Origin of the sequence: Bacillus sp. FSL K6-0073 (assembly GCF_038006085.1) — a bacterium.
In the GTDB taxonomy this organism is placed as follows: Bacteria; Bacillota; Bacilli; order Bacillales; family Bacillaceae_G; genus Bacillus_A; species Bacillus_A cereus.
On record NZ_JBBOUN010000001.1, the window covers coordinates 109176 to 133810 of the forward strand.

A 24635-nucleotide genomic window follows, 5' to 3' on the forward strand; every position below is an offset into this window, starting at 1 on the left:
GAAATAATACACTGGAGGTCCCGCAGATGCGTTTAACGAACTTTTTCGGCGATGTAGGTCGCGAAATGAAAAAAGTAAGTTGGCCTAAAAAAGATGAATTACTCCGCTCAACAGCGACTGTTGTTGCTACAGTTGTGTTCTTTGCGATTTTCTTCGCAGTAGTTGATATGGGCATTTCTTCTTTAATTCGGTTAATTCTTGGTTAATTCTTGAATAAGAAGCACTTATCCATGATATAATGTTATTTATAAGAACTGTGTAAAAGCCCGGTGAACGGGTTTTTTCATTTGCGCAAAAAAATGTACGTCAGGGAGGGAAGGACGCTCGTCCTAAATGAATGGAAAAAAGTTGGTATGTTGTCCATACTTATTCTGGATATGAAAATAAAGTAAAAGCAAACCTAGAGAAACGTGTAGAATCAATGGGTATGCAAGATAAAATTTTCCGTGTTGTTGTCCCGGAAGAAGTAGAAGTAGAAATGAAAAACGGAAAAGAAAAATTAATGAAAAGAAAAGTGTTCCCAGGTTATGTATTAGTAGAATTAATCATGACTGATGACTCTTGGTATGTTGTACGTAACACGCCAGGTGTAACTGGGTTCGTTGGTTCTTCTGGTTCTGGATCTAAACCATCACCTCTATTAGAAGAGGAAGTTGTTACCATTATGAAACATATGGGAATGGACAACGAAGTGGTTGATTTCGACTTTGAACTTCATGAGACAGTACGTGTAAATGAGGGGCCATTCGCAGATTATACAGGTGCTATTGAAGAAATTGATGTGGAGAAGAAAAAGGTTAGCGTGCTTGTGGACATGTTTGGTCGCGAGACTCCAGTTGAACTTGACTTCCATCAAATTGAAAAATTATAAAATGAAACTTGAAATGAATTGTAAAAAGTGATAATATCTTTTAAGTCAGTACGTCTTCGTTATCGGAGACGTTTTTTGAAAGATTTTATCCTTACAGATAAAATATGACGTGGGAGGGCAAATCACTGTCCAATTGACCACATCACGGACTTAAGGAGGTGTGTCTCGTGGCTAAAAAGGTAATTAAAATGGTAAAGCTTCAAATTCCTGCAGGTAAAGCTAACCCAGCTCCACCAGTTGGTCCAGCATTAGGACAAGCAGGTGTTAACATCATGGGCTTCTGTAAAGAGTTTAACGCTCGTACAGCAGATCAAGCTGGTCTTATCATCCCTGTTGAAATTACGGTATTTGAGGACCGTTCATTCACTTTCATTACTAAAACTCCTCCTGCTGCTGTTCTTCTTAAGAAAGTAGCTGGTATTGAGTCTGGTTCTGGTGAACCAAACCGTAATAAAGTGGCAACTGTTAAGCGTGATAAAGTACGCGAAATCGCTGAAACTAAAATGCCTGACCTAAACGCTGCTAGCGTAGAAGCTGCAATGCGTATGGTTGAAGGTACTGCACGCAGTATGGGCATCGTTATCGAAGACTAATTCGATTTGTTTTTAAAAAAGGTTGCGGGTCTGGAATTCCAATTCGCAACCTTTATTATCGTAAATGATTATCGTTTTTAAATAAATGGATGGCGCTCATCCTCAGGTTATACCTGAAAACAGGCGTAAACGTGGGAGGTTATTCCGCTAAAACCACATTCGAGGAGGAAATAAAAATGGCTAAAAGAGGTAAAAAGTACGTAGAAGCTGCAAAGCTTGTTGATCGTGCAGCTGCTTACTCTGCAACAGAAGCAGTAGAATTAGTAAAGAAAACAAACACAGCTAAATTTGATGCAACTGTAGAAGCTGCATTCCGTTTAGGTGTTGACCCTAAGAAAGCTGACCAACAAATCCGTGGCGCAGTTGTTCTTCCACACGGTACTGGTAAAGTACAACGTGTATTAGTATTTGCTAAAGGTGAAAAAGCTAAAGAAGCTGAAGCTGCTGGAGCTGACTTCGTAGGCGATACTGATTACATCGGTAAAATCCAACAAGGTTGGTTCGATTTCGATGTAGTAGTAGCAACTCCTGACATGATGGGTGAAGTTGGTAAACTTGGTCGCGTATTAGGACCTAAAGGTTTAATGCCAAACCCTAAAACTGGAACAGTTACTTTCGATGTAACTAAAGCTGTTAACGAAATCAAAGCTGGTAAAGTTGAATACCGCGTTGATAAAGCTGGTAACATCCACGTTCCAATCGGTAAAGTATCTTTCGAAGATGCTAAATTAGTAGAAAACTTCAAAACAATTGCTGACACTTTACAAAAAGTTAAGCCAGCTGCTGCAAAAGGTACTTACATGAAGAACGTAACAGTTGCTTCTACAATGGGACCTGGCGTACGTGTAGACGTTTCTACATTAGCGTAAATTTTGGAAGTTGACTTCATAAAGAAGTTTTAATATAATCATTTATGTTGTGAATTTAATTAGTGTACCGTAGACAGTAGGTGTCAATAGACTTAATTTCCTACCTAGGTGTTAATATACGAAGCGGAATCTTTTTTCTGTGACTATATGCCTCCATGTCTACAAGTTGGGCATGGAGGTTTTTAGTGCACTTTCGGTACATCTTCTATATAATCTACAGGAGGTGTAATAACATGAGCAAAGTAATCGAAACTAAACAACAAGTTGTAACTGAAATCGCGGACAAACTTCGCGCTAGTAAATCTACAATCGTTGTTGACTACCGTGGTTTAACAGTTTCTGAAGCAACAGAATTACGTAAGCAATTACGTGAAGCTGGCGTTGAGTTCAAAGTTTACAAAAACTCTCTAACTCGTCGTGCTGCAGAATCTGCTGAAATGGCTGAGTTAAATGAATTCTTAACAGGACCAAACGCAATCGCGTTCAGTAACGAGGATGTAGTTGCTCCTGCGAAAGTATTAAACGACTTCGCTAAAGATCATGAAGCTTTAGAAATTAAAGCGGGCGTAATCGAAGGTAAACTTGTAACACTTGATGAGGTTAAAGCAATCGCTACTCTTCCATCACGTGAAGGCTTACTTTCTATGCTTCTTAGCGTTCTTCAAGCTCCAATCCGTAACCTTGCACTTGCTACTAAAGCAGTTGCAGACCAAAAGGAAGAGCAAGGCGCTTAATTTTTTAAAAGATAATTACGTATTATCGATAAAACAATACAAACCTATTTAAGGGAGGATATTTACAATGACTAAAGAACAAATCATTGAAGCAGTTAAATCTATGACTGTATTAGAACTTAACGACTTAGTAAAAGCTATCGAGGAAGAATTCGGCGTAACTGCTGCTGCTCCTGTAGCTGTTGCTGGTGGCGCTGGAGAAGCTGCTGCTGAGAAAACTGAATTTGATGTGGAACTAACTAGCGCTGGTGCACAAAAAATCAAAGTTATCAAAGTTGTTCGTGAAATCACTGGTCTTGGCTTAAAAGAAGCTAAAGAATTAGTTGACAACACTCCAAAAGTAATCAAAGAAGCTGCTGCTAAAGAAGAAGCTGAAGAAATCAAAGCTAAACTTGAAGAAGTTGGCGCTGCTGTAGAAGTTAAGTAATTAACTTTTGATGCTTTAAAAAAAGCTCGCTCTCATGCGAGCTTTTTTTTTAACTGTAAAGAAAAGAGGTGGCCATATGGCAGACCATTATTTTTCTAACGACCCTTCTAGTAAAAGTGATCGTAAGCGATGGGAGTTTGCCCTTCGTGGATCTCGATTTACTTTCTTATCTGACCATGGGGTGTTCTCGAAAAACGAAGTGGACTTTGGTTCCCGTCTTTTAATTGAAGCGTTTCAAATGCCAGATATTAAAGGTGATATATTAGACGTAGGTTGCGGATACGGTCCTATTGGTTTGTCGTTAGCGAAAGAGTTTCAAGGTCGTGAAGTTCACATGGTGGATGTGAACGAGAGGGCACTTGGGCTTGCGAAAGAAAACGCCGCTAATAACAAAATCGAGAATATACGTATTTTTCAAAGTAGCGTCTATGAAAATGTAGATGGTAAGTATGCTGCTATTCTATCTAACCCTCCAATTCGTGCGGGTAAAGATATCGTACATGAGATTTTAGAAAAAGCTGTGGAGTATTTAGTTCCGGGTGGAGAACTTTGGGTTGTTATTCAAAAGAAACAAGGTGCACCGTCTGCGCTAAAAAAACTAGAAGAAGTATTTTCTGAAGTTGAGGTTGTAGAAAAGAAAAAAGGATATTATATCATAAAATCAAAAAAACGTTGACGGTTATTTTTGGCTATGTTAACATTATACAATGCCAATATATGATTTTCTGCGTTGAGAAAGATGTATATTTTTGTTTCTCTTGGAAAAGATAGTAAAATCAGCAGATTATGAAACAGAATGATGGTTTTCTTATAGAAGCCATTTTTCTTTTTTGAGCAGGTAGAAAGACTCAACGTATTTATCTTTAAGAGAAAGAGACTACGCTAATAGCAGTAGTTGTATTTATTTGTGATTTTGCACAAATTTTTTTGTGCATTTATAATACTCATGATTTGAGGGGTGAAGCAGTTGACAGGTCAACTAGTTCAATACGGACGCCACCGCCAACGAAGAAGTTATGCCCGTATTAGTGAAGTATTAGAGTTACCAAATCTTATCGAAATTCAAACCTCTTCTTATCAGTGGTTTCTTGATGAGGGTTTGCGAGAAATGTTCCAAGACATTTCTCCGATTGAAGACTTTACGGGAAATCTATCGCTTGAATTTATCGACTACAGCTTAGGTGAACCTAAATACTCTGTAGACGAATGCAAAGAGCGTGATGTGACGTATGCAGCACCACTTCGTGTAAAAGTGCGTCTAATCAACAAGGAAACTGGTGAAGTAAAAGAACAAGATGTGTTCATGGGAGATTTCCCACTCATGACAGAGACTGGAACATTCGTAATTAACGGTGCAGAACGTGTTATCGTTTCCCAGTTAGTTCGCTCTCCAAGCGTATACTATAGTGGCAAAGTGGATAAAAACGGAAAACGTGGTTTTACTGCTACTGTAATTCCAAACCGCGGAGCTTGGTTAGAGTATGAGACAGATGCTAAGGATGTTGTATATGTGCGTATTGACCGTACGCGTAAACTTCCTGTAACTGTTTTGTTACGCGCATTAGGGTTTGGCTCTGATCAAGAAATCACCGAGCTTTTAGGTGATAACGAATACTTAAGCAACACATTAGAAAAAGACAACACAGATAGCACAGAAAAAGCATTGCTTGAAATTTATGAGCGTCTACGTCCTGGTGAACCACCAACAGTAGAAAATGCTAAGAGCTTACTTGTGTCTCGTTTCTTCGATCCAAAGCGCTACGATTTAGCAAATGTAGGTCGCTATAAGATCAACAAGAAGTTACACATTAAAAACAGGTTGTTTAATCAACGTTTAGCTGAAACATTAGTGGATCCAGAAACTGGTGAAATTTTAGCGGCAGAAGGAACAATCTTAGATCGTCGTACACTTGATCGCATTTTACCTTACTTAGAGAAAAACATTGGATTCAAAACAGCGAAACCAATGGGTGGAGTGGTAGAAGGCGATGTTGAGCTGCAATCTATTAAGATTTATGCTCCTGAGTCGGAAGGCGAACGCGTAATTAATGTAATTGGTAATGCAAACATTACTCGTGATGTGAAACACATCACACCAGGTGATATCCTTGCTTCTATCAGTTACTTCTTCAACCTACTATACAAAGTAGGGGATACAGATGATATTGACCATTTAGGAAACCGTCGTCTGCGTTCTGTTGGAGAACTATTACAAAATCAATTCCGTATCGGTCTTTCTCGTATGGAACGTGTTGTTCGTGAGAGAATGTCGATCCAAGATACAAATGCAATTACACCACAGGCACTAATTAATATTCGTCCTGTTATTGCATCTATTAAAGAGTTCTTCGGAAGTTCTCAGTTATCTCAGTTTATGGACCAAACAAACCCATTAGCAGAGTTAACTCACAAACGAAGACTATCTGCATTAGGACCTGGTGGTTTAACGCGTGAGCGCGCAGGCTTTGAAGTGCGTGACGTTCATTACTCCCACTACGGTCGTATGTGTCCGATTGAAACACCAGAGGGACCAAACATCGGTTTGATTAACTCATTATCTTCGTTCGCGAAAGTAAATGAGTTTGGTTTCATTGAAACACCATACCGTCGTGTTGACCCAGAAACTGGTCTTGTAACAGGGCATGTTGATTACTTAACAGCAGATGAAGAAGATAACTATGTTGTAGCCCAAGCGAATATGAAATTATCTGACGAAGGTGAATTCCTAAGTGAAGATATCGTAGCTCGTTTCCGTGGTGAAAACATTGTCACAAATAGAGAACGCATCGACTACATGGATGTATCTCCAAAACAAGTAGTGTCGGCAGCGACAGCTTGTATTCCGTTCTTAGAAAACGATGACTCTAACCGCGCACTTATGGGAGCGAACATGCAACGTCAGGCGGTTCCGTTAATGAATCCGGAATCTCCGATTGTAGGTACAGGTATGGAGTACGTATCAGCAAAAGACTCAGGTGCTGCAGTAATCTGTAAACATCCTGGTGTTGTTGAGCGCGTAGAAGCACGTGAAGTTTGGGTACGTCGCTATGTAGAAGTTGACGGTCAAACAGTAAAAGGCGACTTAGATCGCTACAAAATGCAAAAATTCATTCGTTCTAACCAAGGAACTTGTTACAACCAACGTCCAATCGTAAGTGTTGGAAATGAAGTTGTAAAAGGTGAAATCCTTGCGGATGGTCCTTCTATGGAATTAGGTGAACTAGCACTTGGACGTAACGTGCTTGTTGGCTTCATGACTTGGGACGGTTATAACTACGAGGATGCGATCATCATGAGTGAGCGCCTTGTAAAAGATGATGTGTACACTTCTATTCATATTGAAGAATATGAATCAGAAGCTCGTGATACGAAGCTTGGACCAGAAGAAATTACACGTGACATTCCAAACGTTGGGGAAGACGCATTACGTAACCTTGACGAGCGCGGTATCATTCGCGTTGGTGCTGAAGTAAAAGATGGAGATTTACTTGTTGGTAAAGTAACACCTAAAGGTGTAACAGAATTAACAGCTGAAGAACGTCTATTACATGCTATCTTTGGAGAAAAAGCACGTGAAGTACGTGATACATCACTACGTGTACCACACGGTGGTGGCGGTATTATCTTAGACGTAAAAGTATTCAACCGTGAAGATGGCGATGAATTACCACCAGGTGTGAATCAACTTGTACGTGCATATATCGTTCAAAAACGTAAAATCTCTGAAGGTGACAAGATGGCCGGACGTCACGGTAACAAAGGTGTTATTTCTCGTATTTTACCAGAAGAAGATATGCCTTACTTACCAGACGGTACGCCAATCGATATCATGTTAAACCCATTAGGGGTACCATCTCGTATGAATATCGGTCAGGTATTAGAACTTCATCTTGGTATGGCAGCAAGATACCTTGGCATTCACATTGCAACACCAGTATTTGATGGTGCTCGTGAGGAAGATGTTTGGGGCACAATTGAAGAAGCTGGTATGGCAAATGACGCGAAAACAATCCTGTATGACGGACGTACTGGTGAACCATTCGATAACCGCGTATCTGTTGGTGTCATGTATATGATCAAACTTGCGCACATGGTTGACGATAAACTTCATGCTCGTTCTACTGGACCATACTCACTTGTAACGCAGCAACCTCTTGGAGGTAAAGCTCAGTTCGGTGGACAGCGTTTCGGTGAGATGGAGGTTTGGGCACTTGAAGCATACGGTGCTGCTTATACTCTTCAAGAAATCTTAACAGTGAAGTCTGATGATGTTGTTGGACGTGTTAAGACTTATGAAGCAATTGTTAAAGGCGAAAATGTTCCAGAACCAGGCGTTCCTGAATCATTCAAAGTATTGATTAAAGAGCTGCAAAGTTTAGGTATGGACGTTAAAATGATGTCTAGCGACGATACAGAAATTGAAATGCGTGATACAGAAGATGACGATGATCATCAATCAGCAGATAAATTGAATGTCGAAGTTGAGACAACTAAGGAATAATTGGGATAACCTGTAGACTAAAAGGGAGGTAGGCCCCTTGATAGATGTAAATAACTTTGAATATATGAAGATTGGACTTGCTTCACCTGACAAGATTCGTTCTTGGTCATACGGTGAAGTTAAGAAACCAGAAACTATTAACTATCGTACGTTAAAGCCTGAAAAAGATGGCTTGTTCTGTGAGCGTATTTTCGGACCACAAAAGGACTGGGAATGTCATTGCGGAAAATACAAACGTGTACGTTATAAAGGTGTAGTTTGTGATCGATGTGGCGTTGAAGTAACGCGTGCAAAAGTACGTCGTGAACGTATGGGTCATATCGAATTAGCTGCTCCTGTATCTCATATTTGGTATTTCAAAGGTATCCCGAGCCGCATGGGACTTGTCTTAGACATGTCCCCTCGCGCGCTTGAAGAAGTAATTTATTTCGCTTCTTATGTTGTAACAGAAAGTGGAGATACACCACTTGATAAGAAGCAATTACTTTCTGAAAAAGAATACCGTGCATATCGTGATCGATATGGTAGCACATTCCAAGCTGCTATGGGTGCAGAAGCAATTAAAAAGCTACTACAAGACATCGATTTAGATAAAGAAGTAGACTTCTTAAAAGAAGAATTAAAAACAGCACAAGGACAACGCCGTACTCGTGCTATTAAACGTCTAGAAGTATTAGAAGCATTCCGTAACTCTGGAAATGAACCGTCTTGGATGATCTTAGATGTTCTACCAGTAATCCCACCAGAACTACGCCCAATGGTACAGTTAGACGGTGGACGTTTTGCTACTTCTGACTTAAACGACTTATACCGTCGTGTAATTAACCGTAACAATCGTTTAAAACGTCTATTGGACTTAGGTGCACCAAGCATCATCGTTCAAAACGAAAAACGTATGTTACAAGAAGCTGTAGACGCATTAATCGATAATGGTCGTCGTGGCCGTCCAGTTACTGGACCAGGTAATCGTCCATTAAAATCACTATCTCACATGCTTAAAGGTAAACAAGGACGTTTCCGTCAAAACTTATTAGGTAAACGTGTTGACTACTCTGGTCGTTCTGTAATCGTTGTAGGACCGAACTTAAAGATGTATCAATGTGGATTACCAAAAGAAATGGCGCTTGAACTGTTCAAACCTTTCGTAATGAAAGAGTTAGTTGAAAAAGGATTAGCACATAACATTAAGAGTGCGAAACGTAAAATCGAGCGTGTACAACCTGAAGTTTGGGACGTTTTAGAGTCTGTGATTAAAGAACATCCAGTACTTCTAAACCGCGCACCAACACTTCACCGTCTTGGTATCCAGGCGTTTGAACCTACATTAGTAGAAGGTCGCGCAATCCGTCTACACCCACTTGTATGTACTGCATACAACGCGGACTTTGACGGTGACCAAATGGCCGTTCACGTACCTTTATCATCAGAAGCTCAAGCTGAAGCTCGTCTTCTTATGTTAGCGGCACAAAACATCTTGAACCCGAAAGACGGTAAACCAGTTGTTACTCCATCTCAGGATATGGTATTAGGTAACTATTACTTAACACTTGAGCGTGAAGGTGCAATCGGTGAAGGTATGGTCTTTAAAGATGCAAACGAAGCATTGCTTGCATATCAAAATGGATATGTTCATCTTCATACACGTGTTGCAGTAGCTGCAAGTGCAGTAAACAACGCAACATTTACTGAAGAGCAAAAGAGTATGCTTCTATTAACAACAGTTGGTAAATTAATATTTAACGAAATCTTACCAGAGTCGTTCCCTTATATTAATGAACCAACAAATTCAAACCTTGAAAAAGAAACACCAGCGAAATATTTCGTTGAAAAAGGTGCGAACATTAAAGAAATTATTGCTAGTCGCGAAGAAGTGGCGCCATTTAGCAAGAAGATCCTTGGTAACATCATTGCGGAAGTGTTCAAACGTTTCCAAATTACAGAAACGTCTCGCATGCTTGACCGTATGAAAAACTTAGGATTCAAGTACTCTACAAAAGCTGGTATTACAGTTGGGGTATCTGACATTCTTGTATTAGGCGAAAAAGATGAAATTCTCCACGAAGCACAAGCAAAAGTAGATAATGTAATTAAACAATTCCGTCGCGGTTTAATCACGGAAGAAGAACGTTACGATCGCGTTATCTCTATTTGGAGTAATGCAAAAGATGTTATCCAAGGAAAACTGATGAAATCCTTGAATAAACGCAACCCAATCTTCATGATGAGTGACTCAGGTGCCCGTGGTAACGCATCTAACTTTACTCAGCTTGCTGGTATGCGTGGTCTTATGGCCAATCCATCTGGTCGTATCATCGAACTTCCAATCAAATCGAGTTTCCGTGAAGGTTTAACAGTACTTGAGTACTTCATCTCTACGCATGGTGCGCGTAAAGGTCTTGCCGATACAGCACTTAAAACTGCCGATTCTGGTTACTTAACACGTCGTCTTGTTGACGTTGCACAAGATGTAATCGTTCGTGAAGATGATTGTGGAACAGATCGCGGTTTATTAATTGGTGCGATTAAAGAGGGTAATGAAGTTATCGAGTCATTATATGATCGTCTTGTTGGACGTTTTGCAAGAAAAACTGTAAAACATCCTGAAACAGGTGAAGTATTAGTTGCTGAAAATCAATTAATTACTGAAGATATTGCTCATATCGTTGAAAATTCGGGTGTTGAAACTGTAAACATTCGTTCAGCGTTTACGTGTAACACTCGCCACGGTGTATGTAAGAAGTGTTACGGTCGTAACTTAGCAACTGGAACAGACGTAGAAGTAGGAGAAGCGGTAGGTATTATCGCAGCTCAATCTATCGGTGAGCCAGGTACACAGTTAACGATGCGTACATTCCATACAGGTGGGGTTGCCGGAGATGATATCACTCAAGGTTTACCTCGTATCCAAGAGATTTTCGAAGCTCGTAATCCGAAAGGTCAGGCAGTTATCAGTGAAATCGACGGTGTTATCGCAGCGATCAACGACGTTAAAGATCGCCAAGAAGTAGTTGTGCAGGGTGAAGTTGAAGCTCGTACGTATGCTATTCCTTACGGTGCTCGTCTGAAAGTAACTCCAGGACAGCCAATTAGCCACGGTAAAGAGTTAACAGAAGGTTCTATTGATCCGAAAGAATTACTAAAAGTAACGGACATTACGGCGGTTCAAGAATACTTATTACGTGAAGTTCAAAAAGTATACCGTATGCAAGGGGTAGAAATTGGTGACAAACACGTAGAAGTAATGGTACGTCAAATGTTACGTAAAGTTCGTGTAAGTGATGCAGGTGAAACAGATGTATTACCAGGAACATTACTAGATATCCATCAGTTTACTGATGCGAATGCTAAGGTCTTACTGCAAGGTAAGCAACCAGCAACGGCTAGACCTGTTCTACTTGGTATTACAAAAGCTTCACTTGAAACAGATTCATTCTTATCTGCAGCATCGTTCCAAGAAACAACTCGTGTCTTAACTGATGCAGCAATTAAGGGTAAACGCGATGAACTTCTAGGATTAAAAGAAAATGTTATTATCGGTAAACTTGTTCCTGCTGGAACAGGTATGAATCGTTATCGCAAAGTGGATCTTGTAAAAACAACACAAGATGACATGAATGTAGAAAACGATGAGGTTTATGTGGAACAGTAAAATTTTCCGGTATAAATTTTGTATAAAAACAATTAATCTTAGTTGACATTGTATGAGTCAAAATGTTACTATAATCAAGGTTGCTCCTGAACGATGCTTTGGAGGATATTTATATGTCTTATCAAAAAGTATCAACTGCTGAAAATGTAGTCGTTGGTCATAAACGCACATTGGAAGCAATCAAAAATGGTACAGTTAAAGAAGTTGTCATCGCAGAGGATGCTGACATGCGGTTAACCCATGCTATCATTCGTGTTGCAATGCAATATAACGTGCCCATAACAAAAGTTGAATCAGTTCGTAAGCTTGGTAAAGCTTCGGGGATTCAAGTGGGAGCTTCAGCAATAGGAATAATAAGTTAAAACTGTTTTTGTGAGGAGAGAGCATTTGCTCTTCCTTGCAAAAACTTTGTTTTCAACTAATAATGAACCACCTGGATATGTGGTCATACAAACATGCGAAGGGAGGATAATCAAATGCCTACTATTAACCAATTAGTGAGAAATGGTCGTACTGATAAAGTATGGAAATCTAAATCACCTGCGTTAAACAAAGGTTTTAACTCTTTAAAGAAAAAATCAACTGATATCTCTGCACCTCAAAAACGTGGTGTATGTACTCGTGTTGGTACAATGACTCCAAAGAAACCTAACTCAGCGTTACGTAAATACGCTCGTGTACGTTTAACAAACGGTATCGAGGTTACAGCTTACATCCCAGGTATCGGTCATAACCTACAAGAGCATAGCGTAGTATTAATTCGCGGTGGTCGTGTAAAGGATTTACCGGGGGTACGTTACCACATCGTTCGTGGTGCGCTTGACACAGCTGGTGTTGACAAACGTATGCAAGGACGTTCTAAATATGGTACTAAGAGACCAAAACCTGCTAAAAAATAATAACTTTAAAATGAAAGGAGGAACTCAATATGCCTCGTAAAGGACCTGTTGCGAAACGTGACGTGTTACCAGATCCAATGTACAATTCTAAGCTAGTAACACGCCTTATCAACAAAATGATGGTTGACGGTAAAAAAGGTAAATCTCAAACAATTCTTTATAATGCGTTCGATATCGTAAACGAACGTACTGGTAAAGAGCCAATGGAAGTATTCGAGCAAGCTCTTAAGAACATCATGCCTGTTCTTGAAGTACGCGCTCGTCGTGTTGGTGGTGCTAACTACCAAGTTCCAGTTGAGGTTCGTCCAGAACGCCGTACAACTTTAGGTCTTCGTTGGTTAGTAAACTACGCTCGTCTTCGTGGTGAAAAAACTATGGAAGAGCGTCTTGCTAACGAAATCTTAGATGCAGCTAACAACGCTGGTGCATCTGTTAAGAAACGTGAAGACACTCATAAAATGGCAGAAGCTAACAAAGCATTTGCTCATTACCGTTGGTAGGATTCAACGTAAAATAAATGTAAGCATAAACCGCTTTATTTGTCGCTTATGGAAGTGTGGAGAGGGAGAATGCCTCTCCCTTTCATCGGGCGCTCGTTTTACATAATGAGAGTACTGGACATACTGACATGTGTAACAATATAAAGTGGCTTTTTTGCTACTTAAAATAAAAAAATCCAATCCATATATGGAAGGAGCAAGACACCAAATGGCAAGAGAGTTCTCTTTAGAAAACACTCGTAATATTGGTATCATGGCTCACATCGATGCTGGTAAAACAACAGCAACTGAGCGTATTCTGTACTACACAGGACGTATTCATAAAATCGGTGAAACTCACGAAGGTGCATCTCAGATGGACTGGATGGAGCAAGAGCAAGAGCGTGGTATCACAATTACTTCTGCTGCAACTACAGCACAATGGAAAGGTCATCGTGTAAACATCATTGATACTCCAGGACACGTAGATTTCACAGTAGAAGTAGAACGTTCTTTACGCGTACTTGATGGCGCTGTAGCAGTACTTGATGCGCAATCTGGTGTAGAACCACAAACAGAAACTGTTTGGCGTCAGGCTACTACTTACGGCGTACCTCGTATCGTATTCGTTAACAAAATGGATAAGATCGGTGCAGATTTCTTATACTCTGTAGGAACAATCCACGATCGTTTACAAGCAAACGCACATCCAATTCAGTTACCAATCGGTGCTGAAGATGAGTTCAATGGTATCATTGACCTTGTTGAAGAGTGTGCTTACATGTACGGTAACGATTTAGGAACAGACATTCAACGTGTTGAAATTCCTGAAGAGCACAAAGAATTAGCTGAAGAATACCGTGGAAAACTTATTGAAGCGGTAGCTGAGCTTGATGAAGAAATGATGATGAAGTACCTAGAAGGTGAAGAAATCACTGTAGAAGAGCTTAAAGCTGGTATCCGTAAGGCTACAACTTCTGTAGAATTCTTCCCAGTAATCTGTGGTTCTGCATTCAAAAACAAAGGTGTTCAAATTCTGTTAGACGCAGTTATCGACTACCTTCCATCTCCACTAGATGTACCTGCTATTAAAGGTACTCTACCGGATACAGATGAAGAAGTAGAACGTAAGTCTAGCGATGAAGAACCATTCGCAGCTTTAGCATTCAAAATCATGACTGACCCTTATGTTGGTAAGTTAACGTTCTTCCGTGTGTACTCTGGTGTGTTAAACTCTGGATCATACGTGAAAAACTCAACTAAAGGTAAGCGTGAGCGTGTAGGTCGTATCCTACAAATGCACGCTAACAGCCGTGAAGAGATTTCAACAGTTTACGCTGGTGATATCGCTGCTGCTGTAGGTTTAAAAGATACTACTACTGGTGATACTCTTTGTGACGAGAAGAGCCTTGTTATCCTTGAGTCTATGGAATTCCCAGAGCCAGTTATCTCTGTAGCTATCGAACCAAAATCTAAAGCTGACCAAGATAAGATGGGTACAGCATTATCTAAGCTTTCTGAAGAAGATCCAACATTCCGTGCTCACACTGACCAAGAAACTGGCCAAACTATCATCGCTGGTATGGGTGAACTTCACCTTGATATCATCGTTGACCGTATGCGCCGTGAATTCAAAGTGGAAGCAAACGTTGGTGCTCCTCAGGTAGCATACCGTGAGACTTTCCGCGCTGCTGCGAAAGTTGAAGGTAAGTTCGCTCGTCAATCTGGTGGTCGTGGACAATTCGGTCACGTTTGGATTGAGTTTGAACCTAACGAAGAAGGTAAAGGATTCGAATTCGAAAACAAGATCGTCGGTGGTGTAGTTCCTCGTGAATACATCCCAGCTGTTGGAGCAGGTCTTGAAGATGCACTTAAAAATGGTGTACTAGCTGGTTATCCACTAGTTGACATTAAAGCTGCATTAGTTGACGGATCTTACCATGATGTCGATTCATCTGAGATGGCGTTCAAAATCGCTGCATCTATGGCACTTAAAGCTGCGGTTTCTAAATGTAGCCCAGTAATTCTTGAGCCAATGATGAAAGTTGAAGTTGTAATTCCTGAAGAGTACATGGGTGACATTATGGGTGACGTAACATCTCGTCGTGGACGTGTAGAAGGTATGGAAGCTCGCGGTAACGCACAAGTTGTTCGCGCTATGGTTCCACTTTCTGAAATGTTCGGTTATGCAACGTCATTACGTTCTAACACTCAAGGACGCGGAACATTCTCTATGGTGTTTGACCACTATGAAGAAGTACCAAAGTCTGTTTCTGAAGAAATTATCAAAAAAAATAAAGGTGAATAATTGATTTTTATCGATTGTTCAAGTATAACTACTTATGTAAGCTTAGAAAGTGGGACGTAAGTTTCGCTTTCTAGTCTAAATATAAAATAACCTATATAAACTAAGGAGGAATTTAGAATGGCTAAAGCTAAATTCGAACGTTCTAAACCCCATGTTAACATCGGTACAATCGGCCACGTTGACCATGGTAAAACTACATTAACTGCTGCGATCACTACAGTTCTTGCAAAAGCTGGTGGTGCTGAAGCACGCGGATACGATCAAATCGATGCTGCTCCAGAAGAAAGAGAGCGCGGTATCACAATCTCAACTGCACACGTTGAGTACGAAACTGAAACTCGTCACTATGCACACGTTGACTGCCCAGGTCACGCTGACTATGTTAAAAACATGATCACTGGTGCTGCTCAAATGGACGGCGGTATCTTAGTAGTATCTGCTGCTGATGGCCCAATGCCTCAAACACGTGAGCACATCCTTCTTTCTCGTCAAGTAGGTGTTCCTTACATCGTTGTATTCTTAAACAAATGCGACATGGTAGATGACGAAGAATTATTAGAATTAGTAGAAATGGAAGTTCGCGACCTATTATCTGAATACGGATTCCCAGGCGACGACATTCCTGTAATCAAAGGTTCTGCTCTTAAAGCTCTTCAAGGAGAAGCTGATTGGGAAGCAAAAATCATTGAATTAATGGCTGAAGTTGATGCTTACATCCCAACTCCAGAACGTGAAACTGACAAACCATTCTTAATGCCTGTAGAGGACGTATTCTCTATCACAGGTCGTGGTACAGTTGCTACTGGTCGTGTTGAGCGCGGTATCGTTAAAGTTGGTGACGTAGTAGAAATCATCGGTCTTGCTGAAGAAAATGCTTCTACAACTGTAACTGGTGTAGAGATGTTCCGTAAACTTCTTGACCAAGCTCAAGCTGGAGACAACATCGGTGCTTTACTTCGTGGGGTTGCTCGTGAAGACATCCAACGTGGACAAGTACTTGCAAAAAGCGGTTCTGTAAAAGCTCACGCTAAATTCAAAGCTGAAGTTTTCGTATTATCTAAAGAAGAAGGTGGACGTCACACTCCATTCTTCGCTAACTACCGTCCTCAGTTCTACTTCCGTACAACTGACGTAACTGGTATCATCCAATTACCAGAAGGTACTGAAATGGTAATGCCTGGTGACAACATCGAAATGACTATCGAACTTATCGCTCCAATCGCTATCGAAGAGGGAACTAAATTCTCTATTCGTGAAGGTGGACGTACAGTAGGTTACGGTGTAGTTGCTACTATCGTTGAGTAATCTTAACTGATATAAAAAAACCTAAGGGATTTTCCCTTAGGTTTTTTGTTTGCGTTTATATAAGGGAGAAGAGAGTGTTTTTTTTGTTTTGACGAGTTTCTTCTATAGTAATATAAAAACAATAAAAGATAATCCAGAAACTGTAAAATGAATTCTGTTAGATGAAAACTTGAAATTCTTTAAAGTGCCATGTATAATAGCAAAAGTAGAGAAAAGCAGATGCAAACAAAAAGATGCTTGCATCTAGACGAATAACATTGTATAATAAACAATGTTGGTCTTTGACTGCGATGAAGTGGAAGGTTGCTGACACACCCGGCCGCTTTGCCATGGCATGGTGTGGGGAAATTTCCATGGAGAAGGTCTATTTTAGAAATAGGCGAACGAAGGAGGGAAAATAATGGCAAAAGAAAAAATTCGTATCCGTTTAAAAGCTTACGATCACCGTATTCTTGATCAGTCAGCTGAGAAAATTGTAGAAACAGCTAAGCGTTCTGGGGCAACAGTTTCTGGTCCGATCCCATTACCAACTGAAAAAACTGTTTACACAATTCTTCGTGCTGTTCATAAGTACAAAGATTCTCGTGAGCAATTCGAAATGCGCACGCACAAACGTCTAATCGACATCGTGAGTCCTACTCCACAAACAGTAGATTCATTAATGCGTTTAGACTTACCATCTGGTGTAGATATCGAAATCAAACTATAATTTATATAACTTAAAAATGTAGGAGGTGTAACTCATGACCAAAGGAATCTTAGGAAGAAAGATCGGTATGACTCAAGTATTTGCTGAGAATGGTGAGTTAATCCCAGTAACAGTTATCGCTGCTAATCCAAACGTTGTTCTTCAAAAGAAAACAACTGAAACTGATGGCTACAATGCAATCCAGTTAGGATTTGAAGATAAACGTGAAAAGTTAACTAACAAGCCTGAACAAGGCCACACTGCTAAAGCATCTACAACTCCTAAGCGCTTCATTCGCGAAATCCGCGATGCAGACGTGGACGGATTAGAGGTTGGTCAAGAGGTAAAAGTTGACGTATTCGCTACAGGTGAAATCGTTGATGTAACAGGAATTTCTAAAGGTAAAGGTTTCCAAGGTGTTATCAAACGCCACGGACAATCTCGCGGACCTATGTCTCATGGTTCTCGCTATCACCGTCGTCCAGGTTCAATGGGCCCAGTTGCTCCGAACCGTGTATTCAAAGGCAAAAAACTTGCTGGACGTATGGGTGGAGACCAAGTTACTATCCAAAACTTAGAAATCGTTCAAGTTGACACTGAGCGCAACTTATTACTAGTAAAAGGTAACGTTCCAGGTGCTAAGAAATCTCTTGTAGTTGTTCAAGGCGCTGTGAAGGTTAGCAAATAATTCACAATAGGAAGGAGGAATTCCAATGCCAAAAGTTACTGTATATAACCAAACTGGTTCACAGGTTGGTGAAATCGAATTAGCTGAAGCTATTTTCGGTATCGAACCAAATGAAGCTGTACTTTTCGAAGCTGTAATGATGCAACGTGCATCTTTACGTCAAGGTACACACAAAGTAAAAACTCGCTCTGAAGTTCGCGGTGGTGGTCGTAAACCATGGCGTCAAAAAGGAACTGGACGTGCTCGTCAAGGGTCTATCCGCTCTCCTCAATGGCGTGGTGGTGGTACGGTATTCGGACCTACACCAAGAAGCTATGCGTACAAACTTCCTAAGAAAGTTCGTCGTTTAGCAATCAAATCTGCATTAGCTACTAAAGTAGTTGAGAACAACATTGTAGTTCTTGAAGACCTAGTGTTAAATGCACCAAAAACAAAAGATATGCTAGCAGTACTTAAAGGATTAACTGTTGAGAAGAAAGCTCTTATCGTAACTGCTGATGCAAACGAATCTGTAGAGTTATCTGCTCGCAATATCCCTGGAGTAACAGTAATCACTGCTGATGGCGTAAACGTTTTAGACGTGCTTCATCATGATAAGCTAATCATGACAAAAGCGGCAGTGGAAAAAGTAGAGGAGGTGCTTGCATAATGAGAGATCCTCGTGATATCATTAAGCGCCCAGTTATCACTGAACGTTCTATGGAAATGATGGCTGAAAAAAAATACACGTTCGATGTGGACGTTAAATCTAATAAAACAGAAGTTAAAGATGCTCTTGAAGCGATCTTTGGTGTTAAAGTAGAAAAAGTGAACATCATGAACTACAAGCCGAAAGCAAAACGCGTTGGTCGTCACGCTGGTTTTACTAGCCGTCGTCGTAAAGCAATCGTTAAGCTAACTGCTGACAGCAAAGAAATCGAAATCTTCCAAGGCGTTTAATTCTTACTAAAGAAGGAGGGAAATTGAGATGGGAATCAAAAAGTATAATCCAACTACTAACGGTCGTCGTAATATGACTACGAATGATTTCGCTGAAATCACGACTGATAGACCCGAAAAGTCATTACTTGCTCCTTTAAGCAAGAAGGCTGGTCGTAATAACCAAGGTAAAATCACTGTACGTCATCAAGGTGGCGGACATAAGCGTCAATACCGTATCATCGACTTTAAGCGTAACAAAGATGGAATTCCAGGACGCGTTGCTACGATCGAATACGATCCAAACCGCTCTGCGAATATCGCATTAATTAACTACGTTGACGGTGAAAAACGTTACATTCTTGCTCCTAAATCTTTAGAAGTAGGTATGGAAGTTATGTCTGGCCCAGAAGCTGACATTAAAATCGGTAACGCATTACCATTAATCAACATTCCAGTAGGTACTGTTGTTCATAACATCGAGCTTAAGCCTGGTCGTGGCGGACAATTAGTTCGTTCTGCTGGTACATCTGCTCAAGTACTTGGTAAAGAAGGTAAATACGTACTTGTACGTTTAACTTCTGGTGAAGTACGTCTTGTATTATCTGCTTGTCGCGCTTCAATCGGTCAAGTAGGTAACGAACAACACGAACTTATCAAAATCGGTAAAGCAGGTCGCTCTCGCTGGTTAGGTAAACGCCCAACAGTTCGTGGTTCTGTAATGAACCCGGTTGATCACCCACACGGTGGTGGTGAAGGACGTTCTCCAATCGGACGTAAGTCTCCAATGTCTCCATGGGGTAAACCAACTCTTGGATTCAAGACTCGTAAGAAAAACAAAGCGTCTGACAAATTCATCGTTCGTCGTCGTAAAAAATAATGGGATTGTAGTACGGTTCATTTCTAGAACCGTACGCCAATCACGAAGGGAGGCACCAAAATGGCTCGTAGCTTAAAAAAAGGACCATTTGTCGATGATCACTTAATGAGCAAAATGGAAAAATTAGTTGCATCTGAGCAAAAACAAGTTGTTAAAACTTGGTCTCGCCGTTCAACAATCTTCCCTCAGTTCATCGGACACACAATCGCTGTATATGATGGTCGTAAACACGTACCTGTGTACATCACTGAGGATATGGTTGGCCATAAGTTAGGTGAATTCGCACCAACTCGTACGTACAAAGGTCACCTTGCTGACGATAAGAAAACTAGAAGATAATGAGAGGAGGCACTTCAATGCAAGCTAAAGCAGTAGCGAGAACAGTTCGTATTGCTCCTCGTAAAGTTCGTTTAGTAGTAGACTTAATCCGAGGTAAGCAAGTGGGTGAAGCGATTGCTATCCTTAACCACACACCAAAAACTGCTTCTCCAGTTGTAGAAAAAGTTTTAAAATCTGCAATCGCAAATGCAGAGCACAATTATGAGATGGACATTAACAACCTAGTTGTTGAAAAAGTTTTCGTTGACGAAGGTCCAACGTTAAAACGTTTCCGTCCACGTGCAATGGGTCGTGCAAGCCAAATTAACAAACGCACAAGCCACATCACAGTTGTGGTATCAGAAAAGAAGGAGGGATAATCGATGGGTCAAAAGGTTAATCCAATTGGTCTTCGTGTCGGCGTTATCCGTGACTGGGAATCTCGTTGGTTCGCTGAGAAAGATTACGCTACATTATTACATGAAGACATCAAAATCCGTGAGTACATTAATGTACGCTTAAAAGATTCTGCTGTTGCTAAAGTAGAAATCGAACGTGCAGCAAATCGTGTAAATGTTACAATTCACACTGCAAAACCTGGTATGGTAATTGGTAAAGGTGGTACTGAAGTTGAAGCACTTCGTAAAGCTCTTAACCAATTAACAGGCAAGCGTGTACACATCAACATTTTAGAAGTTAAGAGAGCTGATCTTAACGCTAAATTAGTAGGCGAAAACATCGCTCGTCAATTAGAAAACCGTGTATCATTCCGTCGTGCACAAAAGCAAGTTATTCAACGTGCTATGCGTGCAGGTGCTAAAGGTATTAAAACACAGGTTTCTGGTCGTCTTGGCGGAGCTGATATCGCTCGTGCAGAATCTTACAGTGAAGGAACTGTTCCACTTCATACACTTCGCGCTGATATTGACTATGCAGCAGTTGAAGCTGATACAACATACGGTAAATTAGGCGTAAAAGTATGGATCTACCGTGGAGAAGTCCTTCCTACAAAAAAGAAAGCTTCTGAGGAAGGAGGAAAATAATATGTTAATGCCAAAACGCGTAAAATATCGTAGAGAGCATCGTGGTAAAATGCGTGGTCGTGCTAAAGGTGGAACTGAAATTGCTTTCGGTGAATTCGGTTTACAAGCACAAGCTGCTTCATGGATTACAAACCGTCAAATCGAAGCTGCTCGTCGTGCAATGACTCGTTACATGAAACGTGGCGGTAAAGTATGGATTAAAATTTTCCCTTCTAAACCTTACACTGCAAAACCTCTAGAAGTACGTATGGGTTCCGGTAAAGGGGCACCAGAAGGCTGGGTAGCAGTAGTAAAACCTGGGAAAATTATGTTCGAAATCGCGGGTGTATCTGAAGAGGTAGCACGCGAAGCATTACGTCTTGCAGCTCACAAGTTACCTGTGAAATGTAAATTCGTAAAACGTGAAGAAAATGGTGGTGAATCTAATGAAAACTAATGATATTCGTGAATTAACCACTGCCGAAATCGAAACAAAAGTTAAAGCTTTAAAGGAAGAGTTGTTTAATCTTCGCTTCCAACTTGCTACAGGACAATTAGAGAATCCAACTCGCATTCGTGAAGTGCGTAAAGCAATTGCTCGTATGAAAACTGTAGTTCGTGAAAGAGAGATCGGAATTAATCGATAAATTGAGGGGAGGTTTGCATAGTGAGCGAACGTAACCAACGCAAAGTTTATACTGGTCGTGTAGTGTCTGACAAAATGGACAAAACGATTACAGTTTTAGTTGAAACTTACAAAACTCATTCCTTGTACGGAAAACGTGTTAAGTATTCTAAGAAGTACAAAGCCCATGATGAGCAAAACCAAGCGAAACTTGGCGATATCGTTAAAATCATGGAAACTCGCCCGCTTTCTGCTACTAAGCGTTTCCGTTTAGTTGAAATCGTTGAAGAAGCGGTTATTATCTAAATAGACGAATCGGAATTTTTAGTCCGAAGGGAGGTTTCATAACATGATCCAACAAGAATCTCGTTTGAAAGTTGCTGACAACTCTGGTGCACGTGAACTTTTAACAATTAAAGTATTAGGCGGCTCTGGTCGTAAATATGCTAACATTGGTGACATTATCGTTGCTACGGTAAAACAAGCAACACCAGGTGGCGTTGTTAAAAAAGGTGACGTTGTTAAAGCAGTAGTGGTACGTACGAAGAGCGGAGCTCGTCGTCCGGACGGTTCTTACATCAAATTTGATGAAAACGCAGCGGTTATCATTAAAGACGATAAGAGCCCACGTGGTACTCGTATCTTCGGACCAGTAGCTCGTGAATTACGTGATAGCAACTTCATGAAGATCGTTTCTTTAGCTCCAGAAGTTCTATAATTTAAGGTATTGCCTTGCTAAGGAGGTGCAGAATTAAGATGCATGTAAAAAAAGGTGATAAAGTACAGGTAATCACTGGTAAAGACAAAGGAAAACAAGGCGTTATCCTTGTGGCTTTCCCAAAGCAAAACCGTGTTATCGTTGAGGGTGTCAATATCGTTAAGAAGCACTCTAAGCCATCTCAATTAAATCCACAAGGTGGAATTATTACTAAAGAAGCACCTATTCACGTTTCTAACGTTATGATTTTAGATCCGAAAACAGGTGAACCTACTCGTGTAGGCTTCAAAGTAGAAGATGGTAAAAAAGTTCGTATTGCAAAAAAATCTGGTGAATTATTAGATAAATAATTTTCTTAAGAAAGGAGGTCACTTCATTGAATCGCCTTAAAGAGAAGTTCCAAAAGGAAATTACTCCTGCTCTAGTGAGCAAGTTTAACTATAAATCTGTAATGCAGGTACCAAAAATCGAAAAGATCGTAATCAACACTGGTGTTGGTGACGCGGTATCTAACTCAAAAGCGTTAGACAACGCAGTAGAAGAATTAACACAAATCACAGGTCAAAAACCTGTTGTAACTCGTGCTAAAAAATCAATCGCTGGTTTCCGTCTTCGTGAAGGTATGCCAATCGGTGCGAAAGTAACTTTACGCGGCGAGCAAATGTATGAGTTCTTCGACAAATTAGTATCAGTTTCTTTACCACGTGTACGTGATTTCCGTGGTGTTTCTAAGAAATCATTCGATGGTCGTGGAAACTATACATTAGGTGTTAAAGAGCAACTTATTTTCCCTGAGATTGATTATGATAAAGTAAGCAAAGTCCGCGGTATGGACATCGTAATCGTTACTACAGCGAAAACTGATGAAGAAGCTCGTGAACTTTTAACACAATTCGGTATGCCATTCCAAAAATAATGGAAGCCAACGCTAAGTAGAGGAGGCGAAAACGTGGCTAAAAAATCTATGATAGCGAAACAAAAGCGTACTCCTAAGTTTAAAGTACAAGAGTATACACGTTGCGAACGCTGCGGTCGTCCGCATTCTGTATACCGCAAATTTAAACTTTGCCGTATTTGTTTCCGTGAACTTGCATATAAAGGTCAAATTCCTGGTGTTAAAAAAGCTAGTTGGTAAAACCCACAAATGGGAAGGAGGTAAAACACATGGTGATGACAGATCCAATTGCAGACATGCTTACTCGCATCCGTAATGCGAACATGGTACGTCATGAGAAATTAGAGGTTCCTGCTTCTAAAATCAAAAAAGAGATCGCTGAACTTTTAAAACGTGAAGGTTTCATTCGTGATGTAGAATACATCGAGGATAACAAACAAGGTATCCTTCGTATTTTCCTGAAATATGGTGCAAACAATGAACGTGTAATCACTGGATTAAAACGTATCAGTAAACCTGGCTTACGCGTTTACGCTAAAGCTGACGAAGTACCACGTGTACTTAACGGATTAGGTATCGCTCTTGTTTCTACATCTAAGGGAGTAATGACAGACAAAGACGCTCGTCAATTACAAACTGGTGGAGAAGTAGTAGCATACGTTTGGTAATATATATTTAAAACGAACGGAGGTGTGACCACATGTCTCGTATTGGTAAAAAGATTCTTGAAATCCCTGCAGGTGTTACTATTACAGTTGCAGAAGACAATACTGTAACAGTAAAAGGCCCTAAAGGTGAATTAACTCGTACTTTCAATGCTGATATGCTTATCAAAATTGAAGAGAATACATTAACAGTTGAGCGTCCATCTGAACAGAAGGAACACCGTGCATTACACGGTACAACTCGTGCTTTAATCGGAAACATGGTTGAAGGTGTAACTGAAGGTTTCGCACGCGGACTTGAATTAGTCGGTGTTGGTTACCGTGCTCAAAAACAAGGTGATAAACTTGTATTAAGCGTAGGTTATTCTCATCCAGTAGAAATGACTCCGGAAGCAGGTCTTGAAGTTGAAGTACCTGCACCAACTAAGATCGTAATTAAAGGTATCGACAAGCAACGTGTTGGCGAATTCGCTGCTAACATCCGTGCTGTACGTGCTCCTGAGCCTTACAAAGGTAAAGGTATTCGTTACGAAGGCGAAGTTGTTCGTCGTAAAGAAGGTAAAACTGCTAAGTAAACCCGTTA

The 24635-nt window shown here is 40.5% G+C and carries 31 protein-coding genes and 1 other annotated feature; all 31 genes read left to right on the plus strand.

Annotated features, from left to right (window positions below; translation table 11 throughout):
* The first annotated feature begins 26 nt into the window (after positions 1-26).
* The 31 genes from secE to rplF all read left to right on the plus strand — a co-directional run bounded on the left by secE (position 27) and on the right by rplF (position 24627).
* Complete coding sequence (secE, locus tag MHB52_RS00595) at positions 27-206, plus strand: preprotein translocase subunit SecE (protein WP_001241323.1); 180 nt, start codon at positions 27-29, stop codon at positions 204-206.
* Positions 207-337: 131 nt separating this feature from the next.
* Positions 338-871: a transcription termination/antitermination protein NusG gene (gene nusG, locus MHB52_RS00600; protein ID WP_000415794.1), complete on the plus strand. Its 534-nt coding sequence runs from the start codon at positions 338-340 to the stop codon at positions 869-871.
* Positions 872-1038: 167 nt separating this feature from the next.
* The gene (rplK, locus tag MHB52_RS00605) at positions 1039-1464 is read left to right on the plus strand and encodes a 50S ribosomal protein L11 (RefSeq protein WP_001085872.1); all 426 of its coding nucleotides are present in this window, start codon (positions 1039-1041) and stop codon (positions 1462-1464) included.
* Between the two features lie 176 nt (positions 1465-1640).
* Positions 1641-2333 carry a 50S ribosomal protein L1 gene (gene rplA, locus MHB52_RS00610; protein WP_001987630.1) on the plus strand — a complete coding sequence of 231 codons (693 nt, stop codon included), beginning with the start codon at positions 1641-1643 and terminating at the stop codon, positions 2331-2333.
* A 49-nt stretch (positions 2334-2382) separates the two neighbouring features.
* Positions 2383-2527: a sequence feature (ribosomal protein L10 leader region), on the plus strand.
* Between the two features lie 39 nt (positions 2528-2566).
* Positions 2567-3067: a 50S ribosomal protein L10 gene (rplJ, locus tag MHB52_RS00615; protein WP_000048716.1), complete on the plus strand. Its 501-nt coding sequence runs from the start codon at positions 2567-2569 to the stop codon at positions 3065-3067.
* Positions 3068-3134: 67 nt separating this feature from the next.
* Positions 3135-3494 carry a 50S ribosomal protein L7/L12 gene (rplL, locus tag MHB52_RS00620; RefSeq protein ID WP_000159736.1) on the plus strand — a complete coding sequence of 120 codons (360 nt, stop codon included), beginning with the start codon at positions 3135-3137 and terminating at the stop codon, positions 3492-3494.
* 76 nt (positions 3495-3570) lie between these two features.
* On the plus strand, positions 3571-4170 hold the full coding sequence (locus MHB52_RS00625; protein WP_061663736.1) for a class I SAM-dependent methyltransferase: 600 nt from the start codon (positions 3571-3573) through the stop codon (positions 4168-4170).
* Positions 4171-4461: 291 nt separating this feature from the next.
* Positions 4462-7995, plus strand: coding sequence for a DNA-directed RNA polymerase subunit beta (gene rpoB, locus MHB52_RS00630; RefSeq protein WP_000147553.1), 3534 nt, complete (start codon positions 4462-4464; stop codon positions 7993-7995).
* A gap of 37 nt (positions 7996-8032) precedes the next feature.
* Positions 8033-11644 carry a DNA-directed RNA polymerase subunit beta' gene (gene rpoC, locus MHB52_RS00635; RefSeq protein WP_000567939.1) on the plus strand — a complete coding sequence of 1204 codons (3612 nt, stop codon included), beginning with the start codon at positions 8033-8035 and terminating at the stop codon, positions 11642-11644.
* A gap of 113 nt (positions 11645-11757) precedes the next feature.
* Positions 11758-12006 carry a 50S ribosomal protein L7ae-like protein gene (locus MHB52_RS00640; protein ID WP_000121837.1) on the plus strand — a complete coding sequence of 83 codons (249 nt, stop codon included), beginning with the start codon at positions 11758-11760 and terminating at the stop codon, positions 12004-12006.
* 114 nt (positions 12007-12120) lie between these two features.
* Positions 12121-12543: a 30S ribosomal protein S12 gene (gene rpsL / locus MHB52_RS00645; protein WP_001142341.1), complete on the plus strand. Its 423-nt coding sequence runs from the start codon at positions 12121-12123 to the stop codon at positions 12541-12543.
* Between the two features lie 29 nt (positions 12544-12572).
* Positions 12573-13043 (plus strand): 30S ribosomal protein S7, encoded by a 471-nt coding sequence (gene rpsG, locus MHB52_RS00650; protein WP_001137491.1) that lies wholly within the window; start codon positions 12573-12575, stop codon positions 13041-13043.
* A 208-nt stretch (positions 13044-13251) separates the two neighbouring features.
* Positions 13252-15330, plus strand: coding sequence for an elongation factor G (gene fusA / locus MHB52_RS00655; protein WP_000090370.1), 2079 nt, complete (start codon positions 13252-13254; stop codon positions 15328-15330).
* A gap of 117 nt (positions 15331-15447) precedes the next feature.
* Complete coding sequence (tuf, locus tag MHB52_RS00660; RefSeq protein ID WP_001029614.1) at positions 15448-16635, plus strand: elongation factor Tu; 1188 nt, start codon at positions 15448-15450, stop codon at positions 16633-16635.
* Positions 16636-17035: 400 nt separating this feature from the next.
* Positions 17036-17344: a 30S ribosomal protein S10 gene (gene rpsJ / locus MHB52_RS00665; RefSeq protein WP_001040596.1), complete on the plus strand. Its 309-nt coding sequence runs from the start codon at positions 17036-17038 to the stop codon at positions 17342-17344.
* A gap of 34 nt (positions 17345-17378) precedes the next feature.
* Positions 17379-18011: a 50S ribosomal protein L3 gene (rplC, locus tag MHB52_RS00670; RefSeq protein ID WP_000160207.1), complete on the plus strand. Its 633-nt coding sequence runs from the start codon at positions 17379-17381 to the stop codon at positions 18009-18011.
* A gap of 25 nt (positions 18012-18036) precedes the next feature.
* Positions 18037-18660 carry a 50S ribosomal protein L4 gene (gene rplD, locus MHB52_RS00675; RefSeq protein ID WP_001127258.1) on the plus strand — a complete coding sequence of 208 codons (624 nt, stop codon included), beginning with the start codon at positions 18037-18039 and terminating at the stop codon, positions 18658-18660.
* Entirely contained in the window at positions 18660-18950 is a 291-nt protein-coding gene (gene rplW, locus MHB52_RS00680) for a 50S ribosomal protein L23 (protein WP_001205558.1), read from the plus strand. Before rplD ends, rplW begins: the two co-directional genes overlap by 1 nt.
* Before the next feature lie 28 nt (positions 18951-18978).
* Positions 18979-19809 (plus strand): 50S ribosomal protein L2, encoded by an 831-nt coding sequence (rplB, locus tag MHB52_RS00685; RefSeq protein ID WP_000511583.1) that lies wholly within the window; start codon positions 18979-18981, stop codon positions 19807-19809.
* Positions 19810-19869: 60 nt separating this feature from the next.
* Positions 19870-20148, plus strand: coding sequence for a 30S ribosomal protein S19 (gene rpsS, locus MHB52_RS00690; RefSeq protein WP_000124454.1), 279 nt, complete (start codon positions 19870-19872; stop codon positions 20146-20148).
* Between the two features lie 17 nt (positions 20149-20165).
* The gene (rplV, locus tag MHB52_RS00695) at positions 20166-20507 is read left to right on the plus strand and encodes a 50S ribosomal protein L22 (RefSeq protein WP_001148024.1); all 342 of its coding nucleotides are present in this window, start codon (positions 20166-20168) and stop codon (positions 20505-20507) included.
* 3 nt (positions 20508-20510) lie between these two features.
* Positions 20511-21170, plus strand: coding sequence for a 30S ribosomal protein S3 (rpsC, locus tag MHB52_RS00700; RefSeq protein ID WP_000529956.1), 660 nt, complete (start codon positions 20511-20513; stop codon positions 21168-21170).
* A 1-nt stretch (position 21171) separates the two neighbouring features.
* Complete coding sequence (gene rplP / locus MHB52_RS00705) at positions 21172-21606, plus strand: 50S ribosomal protein L16 (RefSeq protein ID WP_000928969.1); 435 nt, start codon at positions 21172-21174, stop codon at positions 21604-21606.
* On the plus strand, positions 21596-21796 hold the full coding sequence (rpmC, locus tag MHB52_RS00710) for a 50S ribosomal protein L29 (RefSeq protein WP_000855718.1): 201 nt from the start codon (positions 21596-21598) through the stop codon (positions 21794-21796). Before rplP ends, rpmC begins: the two co-directional genes overlap by 11 nt.
* Positions 21797-21816: 20 nt before the next feature.
* Positions 21817-22080: a 30S ribosomal protein S17 gene (gene rpsQ / locus MHB52_RS00715; RefSeq protein WP_000004106.1), complete on the plus strand. Its 264-nt coding sequence runs from the start codon at positions 21817-21819 to the stop codon at positions 22078-22080.
* A 43-nt stretch (positions 22081-22123) separates the two neighbouring features.
* Positions 22124-22492, plus strand: coding sequence for a 50S ribosomal protein L14 (gene rplN / locus MHB52_RS00720; RefSeq protein ID WP_000615912.1), 369 nt, complete (start codon positions 22124-22126; stop codon positions 22490-22492).
* 38 nt (positions 22493-22530) lie between these two features.
* Positions 22531-22842: a 50S ribosomal protein L24 gene (gene rplX, locus MHB52_RS00725; protein WP_000558200.1), complete on the plus strand. Its 312-nt coding sequence runs from the start codon at positions 22531-22533 to the stop codon at positions 22840-22842.
* A gap of 26 nt (positions 22843-22868) precedes the next feature.
* Positions 22869-23408 (plus strand): 50S ribosomal protein L5, encoded by a 540-nt coding sequence (gene rplE, locus MHB52_RS00730; protein ID WP_001080831.1) that lies wholly within the window; start codon positions 22869-22871, stop codon positions 23406-23408.
* Between the two features lie 33 nt (positions 23409-23441).
* Positions 23442-23627, plus strand: a complete 186-nt coding sequence (gene rpsN / locus MHB52_RS00735; RefSeq protein WP_001085700.1) for a 30S ribosomal protein S14 — start codon at positions 23442-23444, stop codon at positions 23625-23627.
* 29 nt (positions 23628-23656) lie between these two features.
* The gene (rpsH, locus tag MHB52_RS00740; protein WP_000245511.1) at positions 23657-24055 is read left to right on the plus strand and encodes a 30S ribosomal protein S8; all 399 of its coding nucleotides are present in this window, start codon (positions 23657-23659) and stop codon (positions 24053-24055) included.
* Between the two features lie 32 nt (positions 24056-24087).
* On the plus strand, positions 24088-24627 hold the full coding sequence (rplF, locus tag MHB52_RS00745; RefSeq protein ID WP_000086558.1) for a 50S ribosomal protein L6: 540 nt from the start codon (positions 24088-24090) through the stop codon (positions 24625-24627).
* The last annotated feature ends 8 nt before the right edge of the window (positions 24628-24635 follow it).